Origin of the sequence: Corallococcus sicarius (genome assembly GCF_003611735.1) — a bacterium.
In the GTDB taxonomy this organism is placed as follows: Bacteria; Myxococcota; Myxococcia; order Myxococcales; family Myxococcaceae; genus Corallococcus; species Corallococcus sicarius.
In genome coordinates this window covers 1-13,134 of record NZ_RAWG01000081.1, presented here as the reverse complement: position 1 = coordinate 13,134, position 13,134 = coordinate 1, and the positions used below count along the sequence as shown (strand labels likewise).

The following is a 13,134-nucleotide window of genomic DNA, read 5'->3' as shown; positions in this document are numbered from 1 at the left end:
GGTTCAGAGGGGGCGCGGGGGCGCTTCTTCCCGGAAGATCAGCAGCCCATCCATGACCGTTGCCCAGGGGCCCTCGATCCACACGTAGTCGAAGGGACGGGCCTTCTTGGGCCCGAACGCACGAAGCTGGCTCGCATCCAGATACCGGGTGTCCCCGGTGTGGCCTGAGAACGCCAGGCCCTCCAGGGAGTCTGCCAGCGCGGGCGGGATGACCCTGGCGCGACCGTCCATGCCCGTGAAATAGCTTCCGGAGAGCGCGGAAAAGCCAAGCACGAAGGCCTGCGCCCCGAACTTCTCCTGGACATAGGAACCGAAGGTCGTCGGGTGTTGCCTGTTCGTACCCAGGCCCTTGAGGTCTTTGGCTGCATGGAGGGTGGCAAGCCAGACAATGGCCTTCCGGGGCCTGGGTGATTGGGACAGGAGCCACTCCAGATTCATGAACATGGAGCGCTCCCGCGCGTTGTCGTCATCCAGGGTCCAGGTTGCTCCGGACGGCGTCGGAGGCCGGGACATCATGGCGACCTTCCGGGTGAAGCTCCGTTCCAGGTTGCGGACCATCTGCAACTGCTCCGGAGTTCCCAGTGGCGAAGCCGCCAGCTCCTTCCAACAGCCCAGGATGCGCTTCGCGGTCTCCACCGTGAACGGGTGGGCTTCGTCGTACTGCCATGTCATGTTCCGCTCGATCTCCGGTCCGCACTCGGCCTGCCTCGGGCCGTCCAGGTAGGGGATGAGCTCACGCGGCATCTGCGTCTGTGCGTAGGTGCTCCTGTTGAGCTGATCATCGATCGCACCGGCGACGAGGGTTCCCGCGTTGAGCCGCTCGGTCAGGAATGGAATCAGGGGCGCCATCTCCTGATTCGCCCACATCCCGCCAATCCCAGCCGTGACCTGGGCCTCGCTGACGGGCTGGCCCGCCTTCAGCTGCGCTTGGAGGTGGAGGAAGTCATAGGCGCCTGTCTCGATGAAGAAGGCATCGTAGTGGCACTCCTCCACGAGCCTGCGGATCAGTGCTGCCTTGAAGGCGATGGTCCTGGCATTGCCGTGGTGGCCTTCCTCGCCCAGCAGCGCAAGCCTCTTGTCGCAGAGGTCACGAACAATCCGGTCTTCATCGGAGACCGCCACGGGCTCCTGTACCACCGCGCCTTTGGAGGGCGAGGCACAGCTCGAAAGCAGGGGGATCAGGAGCAGCAGGAGGTATCTCATTCGCGGTCCCTCCAGTGGGTGGCGCCAAGTTGCCCGCGCGCCGCGTCGATGGTCTCGAGCAAGGCGATGCTGTGCTCGAGCGGATGCAACGGCGACTCCGTCTGGCCCTCGCCGATGTGTCGTGCGACCGCGGCGGCCTGGTAGGCGAGGCCCTCGCTGCCGTGGATGCCGGACGGGTCGGCCCAACGCAGCCGCTGCTCCGACCTCGCGGCCTTCAACGTGAAGCCGCCGGGCGTGAAGAAGCGCGAGTCGAGCTGGAGGCGCGCGTGCGTGCCCGCGATGACCGCCTCCTGGGGCGTCTCGGCGAAGAGGGTGGTGTGCAGCAGCGCCTGGGCGCCCGTGGCGTAGGTGAGGATGAGCGCCGCCTGGCCGTCCACGCCCGTCTCGGCGAGCGAGCCCGTGGCGTGCACCCGCGGAGGCGGGCCGAGCGCGAAGTGCGCAAGCCAGATGGGATAGATGCCGAGGTCCAGCAGGGCTCCGCCGCCGAGCGCGGGGTTGAAGATGCGGCCTTCGGGATCGAACTCGAAGCGGCCACCGAAGTCCGCCGTGACGAGCCGGAGGTCTCCGAGCACGCCGTCGCGCAGCAGCCGTTCGATGATCAGCGTCTGCGGGAGGAAGCGCGACCACAGGGCCTCCATCGCGAAGACGCCCGCGGCGCGAGCGGCCCGGGCAATCTCCCGGGCCTCGCCAGCGTCGAGCGCCAGGGGCTTCTCCACGAGGACGTGCTTGCCGGCCGCGATGGCGAGCAGGGCCTGTCGCTTGTGCTCGCTGTGCGGAGACGCCACGTAGACGATGTCGACGTGCGGGTCGGCGACGAGCTGCTCGTAGGACCCGTGGACGTGTGGGATGCCGTAGGTGGCGGCGAAGCGCTGCGCGCGCTCGGGATCCCGCGAGGCGACCGCGTGGACGCGCTGGTCGGTGTGCTGATGCAGGGCCCAGACGAAGCCTCCCGCGATCCGTCCGGGCGCGAGCACGCCCCAACGCAGCACCGGGCCTCCGCGCAGGGCAATGGCTTCAACGGAGGGGAGGGCGGTCGGGAAGTGGCTCACGGCCTCAAGTCTATCCGCCGGGCTTCGTCCCCCGGCGTCACACCGCGAAATGTGAACCCGGAGGCCCATGCGGGCTTCCCCATGAAAGCCGGGTTGACCGCGCTAGCAAGAAAAGCTAATTCCACGGGCTGTGCGAGGGCTTCCGACCCGGTGCCCGCACGTTCCCTGAGAGGCCGAATGAAACTGAAACTGACCCAGGCGGTGAGTGCCATCTCCCTGCTGGCCGCGGCATGCGGCCCGATGCCGGAGGCGCAGGAGTCCGACGGCGAGCAGTTCGGTCACACGGCGCAGATGATCCGCCGTGAGCGGGCCGTCCCCGGCGAGTACATCGTCGTCCTGCGTGACTCCACGCAGGAGGTCCGGCAGCAGGGGGCGGCGAACATCGCCCAGGAGCTGGTGTCCCTCAACGGGGGCAGGGTGCTGCGGACCTATCAGCACACCATCCACGGCTTCCACGCGTCCATGAGCGAGGCCGAGGCCCAGCGCCTCCTGTCCGACCCCCGCGTGGCGTATGTGCAGGAGAACGGCGTGATCCGCCTGTCTGCGACGCAGACCAGCGCCACCTGGGGCATCGACCGCATCGACCAGCGTGACCTGCCGCGCAACAGCTCCTACACCTACAACGTCGACGGCACCGGCGTGCATGCGTACGTCATCGACACGGGTATCCGGCTGACCCACACCGAGTTCACCGGTCGCATCGGCAACGGCTCCGACCTCATCGACAACGACAGCGACCCCACGGACTGCCATGGCCACGGCACGCATGTGGCGGGCACGGTGGGCGGCACGACCTGGGGCGTGGCGAAGAAGGTCACCCTCCACGGCGTTCGCGTGCTCGACTGCACGGGCTACGGAAACGACGCGCAGGTCATCGGCGGTATGGACTGGGTGGCGGCAAACCACATCAAGCCCGCGGTCGCCAACATGAGCCTGGGCGATGTCGCCATCCCGGCCATCGATGATGCGACGCAGCGGATGATCGCCGCGGGCGTCACGACGGTCGTCGCCGCTGGCAACGACAGCGCCAACGCCTGCAACTACTCGCCGGCCCGTGCGCCCAATGCCATCACGGTGGGCTCCACCACCAGCAGCGATGCCCGCTCGTCGTTCTCCAACTACGGGACGTGCGTGGACATCTTCGCGCCGGGCTCGAGCATCACCTCGGCCTCGAACTCCGGCAACACGTCGAGCACCTCGATGAGCGGCACGTCCATGGCCTCGCCGCACGTGGCTGGCGCCGCGGCGCTCTACCTGGGCGCCAACCCCTCCGCGACGCCCGCGGAGGTGCGGGACGCGCTGGTGAACAACTCCACGCCGAACAAGGTCACCAGCCCGGGGACCGGTTCGCCCAACAAGCTGCTGTACACGCTCTTCATCACCGGTGGCGGCGGCACGGACACCACCCCGCCCACGACGTCCATCACCGCGCCCGTGGGCGGCTCCACGCTGAGCGGCACCGCGAGCGTGAGCGCCAACGCCTCCGACAACGTGGGCGTCGCGCGCGTGGAGTTCTACGCGGGCACCTCGCTGCTGGGCACGGCGACGGCCGCGCCGTACAGCATCGCCTGGAACACCACGTCGGTGGCCAACGGCACCTACGCGCTGACCACGAAGGCGTATGACGCGGCGAACAACATCGGCACGTCGGGCACGGTGTCGGTGACGGTGAACAACGGCACGGGCAGCTGCGCCATCTCCGAGCAGCTCCTGGTCAACGAGGGCTTCGAGAGCGGCAACACGGGTTGGACGACCTCGTCGGGCGTCATCGACGGCACCACGACGGGCAGCGCGCCGCGCACGGGCACGTACAAGGCCTTCCTGAACGGCGCCGGCAGCACGCTCACCGAGTTCGCCTACCAGGACATCACCATCCCCTCCACGGCGTGCAGCGCCACGCTCAGCTTCTGGACGCTCATCACCACGTCGGAGACCACGAGCTCGACGGCCTACGACAAGCTGGCCATCCAGGTCCGCAACAGCGCGGGCACGGTGCTGGCGACGCTGGCCACCTACAGCAACCTGAACAAGGGCACGGCCTACGTGCAGCGGACCTTCGACCTGGCCGCGTACAAGGGCCAGACCGTCCGCATCTACTTCAACGGCACGGAGGACTCGTCGCTGAAGACCAGCTTCTTCGTTGATGACACCGCGCTGAACATCACCCGGTAGTCCTCGCCGACACCGCGACGTCAGACTGGAAGTCCAAGTCCAGGGGCCCAGCAACCTCACAAGGTTGCTGGGCTTGTTCTTTGCTAAGTGTTCCCACGTATTCCAACAATGCAGACTTTCGGCGATATGTCTGGCGTTTTGGAAGTGCCAAACCAGCTCAATCGTGGGGGTACCGTGTCGAATCGCAGGTTTGCAGGCGCAGTGCTGTTCAGTGCGGCGTTGGCAATGGCTGTCGCGGGTTGCGGTGCCGGCCCTGGCGACGAAGGTGAGGACTCCAGGCTTGCCAATCAGGAGCAGGCGGCGGCAGGGGACACGGTCAACGTCTGTTCGAGCACCATGACGCCTTCTGGCTGGGTGGACGTCCAGTGGTGGAACAGCGGCGCTTGTGGCAGCACCTTCTCCCCGAACAGCAAGCAGATGAAGCAGCTCACCGGCTACCCCATCGGGACGCGAGTCAACGCCTGCTCATCGTGGTCCCCGCCTTCCGGATGGTCGATCGTCAGTTCGTACTACAGCAGCAGCTGCCGGTATTCAGCGGTGCCCAGCTTCGACAACAACAGCTGGACGCTGGTTCGTTCGTTCTGAGGGTCCCACCGCGCGCCCAGGGCTCCGGGCGCGCGGTGTCCTCACACTCCCCGTCACGCCCCCTACACGGGGGAGGTGTGGTACGAGCGGACATTTCCTGAAAATGGAGGCCCGCTGTGACGTTGTTTCGAGTGTGTCTGGCTTCGCTGCTGCTCTTGGTGACCGCCTGCGGTGGTTCGGAACCAGAGGTGCCCCCTGATGCCGGCCAGTCCGTGCCGGATTCAGGTGCCGAGACGCCGGACGCAGGTGCCGGAACGCCCGACGCAGGCCAGGAGACGCCCGACGCAGGCCAGGAGACGCCGGATTCAGGTACCGAGACGCCGGACGCAGGCCAGGAGACGCCGGACGCAGGCTCCGGGACGCCCGATGCAGGTTCGGGGACGCCGGACGCGGGCGAGGTTCCCGCGGGGAACGTCATCGACAACTGGGGCTTTGAAGAATGGCCCGGTGCGGTTCCGACGAAGTGGTACGGCAGCACGTCGGACATCACCACCGACGGGGTGGGGCGGGAGACGACGAATGCCTTTGAAGGCGTGAACGCGGCCCGGCTGACCAACCCTTCGACCTCGCACCTGCGCTTCAGCACCCTGGCGAAGTCGATGCGCGCGGGCCGCTACTCCTGCACCTACCAGGCGCGGGGCACCGGTGAAGTGCGAAACGCCTTCTTCGACGACGACTACTCCACCTACTCGGCCTACACCCGGGTCGACAGCAAGGAGTGGAAGAAGCTGGCGTACAACTTCAACCTCGCCGCTGATGTCTTCGACACCTTCGAGCTCATCTTCAGCGTCCGGAGCACCAGCGGGGAGCATCTGTCCATCGACGATGTTCGCTGCGTGCGGGCCGTCGAGCCGTGTGATGCGATCAGCTGCGAGTCGTGGGCGCGCTGCGTGAATGCCACCGCGACCTGCGAGCCGCTCTCCGGTCGCTGCCAGGACGCCACGGATTGCAGCGAGTGGCAGACCTGTGATGCCACCCACACCTGCGTGGTCGCCGAGGATCGCTGCACCCGTCACGCGGATTGCGCGGGGACCCCGCAGACGCCGGTCTGCGATTACGCCACGCACCTCTGCATCGCGGGCGACCCCTGCGCTGGCGTCACCTGCAGCAACCCGGCGACGAGCTGCAATCCCACGACCGGCGTGTGCGAGCTGGCGGAAGGGGCCTGCTTCACCACCTACGACTGTCGCGGTGCGCTGCCTGCCTGCGACGCGGCAACCCGGCGCTGCGTCTCCGCCGCCCACCCCTCGAACATCATCCGCAATGGTGGGTTTGAAAGCTGGAACACCTATTCCATCCCGTACTACGGGAACCACTACCTCCCCGACTTCTGGTACGGCATCGACAACGGCGTCTCCGACCCGGGCACTGAAATCAAACCCACGCGCCTCCTGCCCTACACGACCGCGGTGCACGGTGGTTCGAGGGCGCTGCAGTTCGTGGTCCCGATCCAGGTGGCCGAACGCTTCTCCAGCGAGAAGTTCAACGTCCCGAGCGGAAACTACTCCTGCTCGTATCGGGTGCGAGGCCACGGCACCATCCGCCATCGCACCTATTCGAGCGGCGGCTGGAGCCCGCAGACCGACTTCATCGCCGTGGACAGTGACGCGTGGCAGCCGGTGTTCTTCCGCTTCACCGGCAACGTGCGCGACTGGCGCCTGCTCCTCTATCCGAGCCGCAGCGCGGCCGACCGCGACCACCTCCAGGTCGATGACGTCGTCTGCACGAAGGACTGAGCGGCGCCTCCTGGGGCGTCCGGCTTCTGAGAGGCCTTGAAGGAACGGGCCGCTTCCCACTGGGGAAGCGGCCCGTTTTTCATTCACCGGCCGAGGATGAGGATGGCCATCCCCGCGATGAGCACGAGGATCATGAGCGTCTTCTGCCAGAGGTTCGCCTCGCGGAAGAGCAGGGCGGACAGGAGGAAGGCGACGATGAGGCTCGTGCGGCGCAGGACGGACAGCAGGGACACCATCGCCTGCGGGTCCATGAGCGCGTGGAAGTAGATGAGCTCCGCCAGCACCCACGAGACGCCCACCAGCGGCACGGCCCAGCTCCAGGTGAGCCCCAGCCCCAGGCCGCCGCCCCTGCGCAGCATGTACGGCACGAAGAGGAGGGCGGACAGGGCGCACCGCTGGAAGGCGGAGTGCGCCTGGATCTCCAGCACCGGGAGCTGGAGCTGGACGACGAGGTACTTGTCATAGACGGTCGTCACCGCCGACAGCACCGTGGCTGACAGCATGAGCAGCACGGCGGTGTTGCGGAAGACGACGATGCCCTCCTTCCTGCCGACGACGGAGAGCACGTAGTAGGACAGCACGGTGATCATCAGGCCGAGGAACTGCATCGGCGTCAGCAGCTCCCGGAACATCACGAACCCGCCCGCCAGCGTCCACAGCGGGCCCGAGGCCCGCACGGCGCCGGCGATGGAGATGGGCAGCTCCCGCACCGCGTAGTAGGCGAGGACCCACGAGGCCGTCATCGCGATGCCCTTGGGGAGCAGCAGTGCGTGCTCGCGCAGGGACAGCCCGAACGGGTCGATGTGGATGGGCAGCGCCCCGGAGAACAGGGTGGGAACCCAGACCAGCGCCCCGAAGAGCGAGGACCACATGACGACGGGGATGACCGCGTTCCCCTTCATCGCCTTCTTCGTCCAGACATCGTAGAGGCCGAGCATCACCCCGGCGCCCAGGCCATAGGCAATCCACATCGTCAGCCTCCCCGGGAGCGGAAGGCCGCGAGCGTCTGGCGCAGGTGGTCCACGGACTTCGTTCCCGTCAGCACGTAGCCCGTGAAGGATTGGCGCAGGATCTGCTCGAGTGACTCGCGCAGGGCGACCTCGCGCGCCCTTGGCGTGTCATGGAGCAGCTGCCCCATGGCGAAGGGCCGGTTGACCAGGACCTGGAGGCCATGGCGTGAGGCCAGCGCGAAGACGGGCTCCAGCGTCCGGTTCAGCGTGTTGTAGGGGAACTGGAGATGGGAATAGAGGCCCACCGCGCAGGCCGCCTCCGCCGCCGCCACGTCACTGATGCTCGCGCCCAGATGGGAGATGCCCAGGGAGCGGGCGTACTCGAGCGCGCGGACCACGTCGGGCGCGCCCACGGTGGCCACGGTGGCCTTGTGCACCTGCAGCAGGTCGATCCGCCCCAGAAGGCGGAGGCTCTGGTCGAGGCTGCGGCGGAGCGCGTCGTACGAATGGTCGGTGAAGGAGGACCCCGCTGCCGCGTCCCAGTGCTCGCCGAACTTGGTGGCGACGAGGAGCCCCTCGCGCCGCGAGCCCAGCGTGGCGAGGAAGGCCCCGAAGCGCTCCTCGCTGGAGCCATACGCGGGAGCCGTGTCGAAGCAGCGGACTCCGGCCTCGACGGCGCACTCGAGCAGGCGCCGCGCGTCCGCTTCGGGAGGGGGAGGCTCAGAGCGATAGCCCCAGGTGCGGCCAATGGACAGCAAGCCCAGCCCGAGCCCGACAGGTGCGTCACCCGGGGCGCTCATGGTGCCGCCTTCGGGTGGAAGAAGGACTGGGGCTTCGCGTCCTCCAGGCGGAAGGCGCCGCTGCCCAGGATGACCTGGCCCACGCCGAGCACCAGCCGGCGGGCCGTGCCGGAGCCCTTGAGGACGGCGGCGCGCCGGTCCGGATCCGGGTCGCTGAACGCGGCGCCCCCGGCCAGGCTGCACCCGTCCACGGTGATGGCCCCCAGCACCTGGGTCCCCGACCCGAGCTCCGTCTGGCCAAACACAGACGCGCCTCCCAGGTACCGCCCTCCATCGCCGACGACGATGCGCGCGCCGGGGCTGTTCGCCTTCGCGGTGAAGCCGCCCTCGCCAAACTGGTTGCCATTCCCAATGGTGAGGGGACCGGTCTCCGCCGCCAGCAGGCTGCCGGTGTGGAAGACATTGCGGTCGCCCACCCGCAGCTCCGCCGTGGGCGCGCAGGTGAGGGTGACGCAGGGGTGAAAGACATTGCCCTCGCCGATGCGGGCGTGGCGGGAGATGAGCACGGAGAACGGATCGAAGATGACGTTGCCGCGGCTTGCGAGCGCGAGGACTTCTTCGATGGTCAGCAGGCCCGCCGCGAGGCGGGGGGCATCGAGGGCGCAGAGCAGGTCAGGCCGCATGGGAGGGTTCACGACGGTGAAGGGTGAGGTTGGCGTGCAGGACGTCACAGGGGCGCTGCGCGATGAGACCGTCCTCCAGGCGCTCGTAGAGCCGCGCCGTCAGGACGTCCGTGAGGAAGGGCGTCTCGGTCATCTTTCCCGGCAGGATGCAGATGTGCCCGGGGACGGGCTCGTGGATGGCGATGTTGAGCGAGCGCGCGGCGGTCGCGTCGGGGGCGAAGTCCACCTTCGTGCACGCGACGTCGGTGAAGGTCGCCCCGCGCTTCCAGCCGGGCACCAGCCGCTCCAGCGCGCGGTGGAGGTTGCCCGCCTTCTCCTCGATGACGTGGTAGTCCGGCTCGGGGCAGAGGAGCGCGTCCTCGTTCATGCCGACGATGCTGTAGCCGCCGTGGTGCATCATCGCCGCCTCGTGCGCGTCCACGTAGAACAGCCCGTGGGCGCCCAGGCGGGGCACGACGACCAGGTGGCTCTTCCAGTAGCGGATGGGCAGCGTCAGTTGGAAATGGTCGCGGAAGAGATCCCTGGCGCCGAAGCCGGCGGAATAGACAAACAGTCCGGCCTCGACGTGGAGCGTCTCTCCGCTGGCGGTGACGACGCTGGCCTCCAGGCCGTTGATGCGCTCCAGGCGCGCGCCGGTGAGGACCTCGGTGCCGCCCTGCTGCGCGGAGGTGTAGAGCTTCCGGTACAGCATCCGGGTGTTGAGGCTGACGTCCGCGACCTCGAAGATGGCGGCGGCGCGGGAGAGGTCGGCGGCCGGGAAGCTCGCGGCGGCGGCGGCCCGCGTCCTGGGCCGGTACCAGACGCCCGCCTCGTCCCACCGGGAGACCAGCTCCTGCACCCGGTCCGCGTCACGAACCAGGACCAGCGGGGTGCGGTCCGCGTCCTCGACCGCCTCCGGTGCGAAGGCGCGGATCTGCTCGTGCCCGTAGATGCAGCGCCGCGCCACCTGGACCGCGTTCTCCCGGTCGCGGATGGAGCCCGCATGGTAGCTGCCCCGGTGCAGCCAGCCCTCGTTGCGCGTCGAGGGACCACTGGCGAGCGTCGGCTGCTTCTCCAACAGCAACAATCGCAGCCCGAGCCGGGAGAGCTTGTGGCTCACCATCAGCCCGGTGATTCCTCCTCCTACCAACACCGCGTCGTAGCGGCGGACGTTTCGCGTCACGGCACGCCTCCTTGTCTTTGCATGACAAATCCAACCCTTGTTGAATTTGTTGCTTTCTCGTGACTTACCGGAAAAGCAATTTGTGCGAAGATGGCTGGTTTCGGCCGTGTGGCGGAAGGATGTGAGGCATCTGTCCGCCTCCGCGCGGTTGCAACGCCATGACAGGGCGTGGAGGCAGGAGGGGGGAAGGCGACGTGCTGGCTCGGGGCGCCGCGCGGCCGTCCCTCGGACGCGCGCCTCGGTGCCGGAGTCCCAGCGGGCACGCTTCAGGTGACGTGAGGCGGCGGGGCGCGGCTCCTACGGCTCCAGGATCAGAGCCCCTTCTTCTCCCGCAGCGCCCGCTCCACTTCGGGAAGGAAGGGGCTGCCGCCGTGCCGCGCATGTGCCAGCGCCCTGGCATGGTCGAGCACGCCTGCCCTGAGCACCTCGGGCACGTAGGTCTGCTCGTGCCGTTCGATGTCGTCGCATTCGAGGTCCGGCGTGAACTCCTGCCAGCCCCGCCCCCCGACGATGAGGGTGCGGAAGGCCTCCGGGACGGAGCGCGGCCCGCCCGCATTCGCCCAGAGGGGCGTGTGGGAATCCAAGAGCACCGCTCGCGCCGTCAGCGTTCCACCGACACCCAACACCGCTCCGTCCGTCCCCCAGGTGCCGACGATGACGCCGGACGCGGTGAGGTCGCGGTCCACCACCACGCGCGCACTCGTCGCGTACTTGAGGCTCCGAGCCCGCAGGTGGCCTGTCACGAGGAGGGTGCTGGAGGCGTAATCCCCCGTGGAGAGGAGGACGTCTCCCGTCGTCACGAGGTCGCCCTCGACGATGAGCGCCCACGGGCCGTCCCCGGTCTCCACGTCCTCGGAGGTGTCCAGGCCTCCTTCGATGAGGCGCGGACGCACCTCCGTGTCGACGAGGGTTCGCGTCTCGAGGAACCAGGCCCACAGCTCATGGCCGCGATAGCGCTCCGACAGCTCCTCGAAGGACACCTCGCGGCCCTGCTCGTCCAGTCTCATCCTACGCGTGGGCCACGCGCTGCAGCGGGGGCACCTCGCCGCGCAGCTCCGCGACCTCGGCGCGCAGCAGCCAGTCCGACGGGAAGTCGCTGGACGCGCGGGCAATCTGCTCCAGTCGCTCAGCGGAGAGCTGCCCCGTCTCGCGGATGCGGCGCACCTCCGTGTACAGCTCCGCCAGGGATGGGTGCAGGGCCTGCGCCTTGCGCTCGCGGGCCAGGGCCTCGCCGTCGCCGACGGTGAAGGCATCCAGCTCCCCGAACCACCGGTCCCACGCGCCCGGATCCGCCGGCCCGCCCGCCACCGACGGCAGCCGCTCCGTCAGGTACAGGCGCGCCATCGACGGCAACACCAGCTCACGCCCCGCGAGCGTTCCGCGCAGGCCAATCACCTCGCCGCCGCCCACCGCGAAGCCCTCCAGCACCAGCCCGCTGTCCAGCGCGAGCCGGAAGTTCCCGCGCTCCGGCAGGGTGCCCTCGCCAAAGGCCACCAGGGCCGCGCCCGTGAACGGCTTGCCGTCCGCATGGCCATTCCGGGAGATGAGGATGGGACCGTCCAGCCGCGCCAGGGAGGTGGACAGGCCCGGGGCCACGTCCTTCACGGCCGGCAGCAGCTTCACCACCTTGCCCGTCACCTCACGGCCGTCCGCGAGCACCAGGTGGTTGACGGTGCGGGCGCGCAGCGCCTCTTGCAGCCCCAGGTCCCCGCCGCGCTTCCATGCGAGCGTGGACTCGAACCCGGCCAGCACCTCGAACAGGTGTTCAAAATCACGCGCCACGAAGAGCTGCGGCTGCATGCAGGTGATGTCGTAGTCCGTGTCCGCGCACACCGTGCTCAGGGGCAGCTTCTTCACCTTGGACGTCAGGCAGTGCTTCGCCTCGCCGATGCTGGACAGCAGGCCCGCGCCATAGATGCGCGGCTTCTCCAGGTCGCCCACGAGCCCGTACTCGGCCGTCCACCAGTACAGGCGGCTCGCGCGGGTGCTCTCGCTGATGTAGCGGTGGCTGGCATTGGCGACCTCCAGGCGGGCCTGGGCGTGGGCGATCTCCGCGTCGCTCGCCGTCGGGTCCTCCTTCACCACGGACAGGTTGCGGATGGCCTCGAAGACGGCCTGATCCTCCACGCTGGCAATGGCCTTGAACCCCACCATCCCCACGGCCTTGAGGTACTCCGCGTAGCGGCGGTTCGCGATGATGGGCGCATGCCCCGCGCTCTCATGGACGATGTCCGGCGCGGGCGTGTACTGGATGTGCTCGTGCGTGCGGATGTCCGCCGCGATCGCGAGCACGCCCAGCGCCTGCAGCTCCGTGAACACCGCCGGAGGGATGAAGCCGCGCACCGCCACGCAGGACCAGCCCAGCTTCGACAGCTTCTCGTTCATCTCATCCAGGCTGGGGATGGCCTCCGCGCCGATGCCGGTGGCCTCCAGGCCCTCCAGATAGACAGGGTGCGCCTTGTCCCCCAGGTGCCCGCGCAGCTGCCCCAGGATGTGCCGCCACACCGCCTGGTCGCGAGGCGTGTAGGCCGCGTAGTCCTGGGCCACGACGTAGCGGCGCAGGTGGGCGGGCAGGCGGGCAATCGTCCGTTCCGTGGGGGTCGTCACAGGGGGCTCCTTCGAGAGAAACAGGACACCTGGAAGATACCCATGTCAGCGGCGGACGGAAATCCGACAGAAATCGACGTCTTCGTCGGATTATCGCCGTTTCTGGAGCCGACGTCGCAGGCCGTCCAGCACGGTGTGGGCGCCGGGGCTGAGGCCGCCGGAGGGCCACAGGGCGACGACCTCCACCACCTGCGGCTCCTGTTCGCGCAGGGGCCAGACGTGGAGGTCCGCGGGGAAGGGCTGGGTC

At 68.5% G+C, this 13,134-nt stretch carries 11 protein-coding genes and 1 pseudogene; 3 read left to right on the top strand and 9 right to left on the bottom strand.

The annotated features are described in order from the left end of the window. Nucleotides 1–3: 3 nt before the first annotated feature. Nucleotides 4–1,203: an erythromycin esterase family protein gene (locus tag D7X12_RS15020; protein ID WP_120625959.1), complete on the bottom strand. Its 1,200-nt coding sequence runs from the start codon at nucleotides 1,201–1,203 to the stop codon at nucleotides 4–6. Next, complete coding sequence (locus D7X12_RS15015; protein WP_244224563.1) at nucleotides 1,200–2,252, bottom strand: Gfo/Idh/MocA family protein; 1,053 nt, start codon at nucleotides 2,250–2,252, stop codon at nucleotides 1,200–1,202. Before D7X12_RS15015 ends, D7X12_RS15020 begins: the two co-directional genes overlap by 4 nt. Nucleotides 2,253–2,429: 177 nt before the next feature. Here D7X12_RS15015 and D7X12_RS15010 point away from each other — a divergent pair, with 177 nt between their 5' ends. The 3 genes from D7X12_RS15010 to D7X12_RS15005 all read left to right on the top strand — a co-directional run bounded on the left by D7X12_RS15010 (nucleotide 2,430) and on the right by D7X12_RS15005 (nucleotide 6,745). Next, nucleotides 2,430–4,424, top strand: coding sequence for a S8 family serine peptidase (locus D7X12_RS15010; protein ID WP_120625958.1), 1,995 nt, complete (start codon nucleotides 2,430–2,432; stop codon nucleotides 4,422–4,424). Nucleotides 4,425–4,532: 108 nt separating this feature from the next. Next, nucleotides 4,533–5,009 carry a hypothetical protein gene (locus tag D7X12_RS42400; RefSeq protein WP_147443665.1) on the top strand — a complete coding sequence of 159 codons (477 nt, stop codon included), beginning with the start codon at nucleotides 4,533–4,535 and terminating at the stop codon, nucleotides 5,007–5,009. 116 nt (nucleotides 5,010–5,125) lie between these two features. Further along, nucleotides 5,126–6,745: an invertase recombinase-like protein gene (locus D7X12_RS15005; RefSeq protein WP_120625957.1), complete on the top strand. Its 1,620-nt coding sequence runs from the start codon at nucleotides 5,126–5,128 to the stop codon at nucleotides 6,743–6,745. 83 nt (nucleotides 6,746–6,828) lie between these two features. On the opposite strand, the gene D7X12_RS15000 is transcribed toward D7X12_RS15005, so the two are convergent. The 7 genes and pseudogenes from D7X12_RS15000 to D7X12_RS44295 form a co-directional block, all read right to left on the bottom strand. Then, nucleotides 6,829–7,716: a DMT family transporter gene (locus D7X12_RS15000; RefSeq protein ID WP_120625956.1), complete on the bottom strand. Its 888-nt coding sequence runs from the start codon at nucleotides 7,714–7,716 to the stop codon at nucleotides 6,829–6,831. A 2-nt stretch (nucleotides 7,717–7,718) separates the two neighbouring features. Then, nucleotides 7,719–8,495 (bottom strand): aldo/keto reductase, encoded by a 777-nt coding sequence (locus tag D7X12_RS14995; RefSeq protein WP_120625955.1) that lies wholly within the window; start codon nucleotides 8,493–8,495, stop codon nucleotides 7,719–7,721. Continuing rightward, a complete protein-coding gene (locus D7X12_RS14990) occupies nucleotides 8,492–9,118 on the bottom strand; it encodes an LbetaH domain-containing protein (RefSeq protein ID WP_120625954.1) in 627 nt (208 codons plus the stop codon). The genes D7X12_RS14995 and D7X12_RS14990 overlap by 4 nt, the downstream gene beginning before the upstream one ends. Beyond that, nucleotides 9,108–10,280 (bottom strand): FAD-dependent oxidoreductase, encoded by a 1,173-nt coding sequence (locus tag D7X12_RS14985; RefSeq protein ID WP_147443664.1) that lies wholly within the window; start codon nucleotides 10,278–10,280, stop codon nucleotides 9,108–9,110. The genes D7X12_RS14990 and D7X12_RS14985 overlap by 11 nt, the downstream gene beginning before the upstream one ends. Nucleotides 10,281–10,591: 311 nt before the next feature. Next, entirely contained in the window at nucleotides 10,592–11,287 is a 696-nt protein-coding gene (locus D7X12_RS14980) for a hypothetical protein (RefSeq protein ID WP_120625952.1), read from the bottom strand. A 1-nt stretch (nucleotide 11,288) separates the two neighbouring features. After that, on the bottom strand, nucleotides 11,289–12,887 hold the full coding sequence (locus D7X12_RS14975; RefSeq protein WP_120625951.1) for an aromatic amino acid hydroxylase: 1,599 nt from the start codon (nucleotides 12,885–12,887) through the stop codon (nucleotides 11,289–11,291). A 90-nt stretch (nucleotides 12,888–12,977) separates the two neighbouring features. Next, nucleotides 12,978–13,134, bottom strand: a pseudogene (locus D7X12_RS44295) (LysR family transcriptional regulator); the annotation flags it as partial.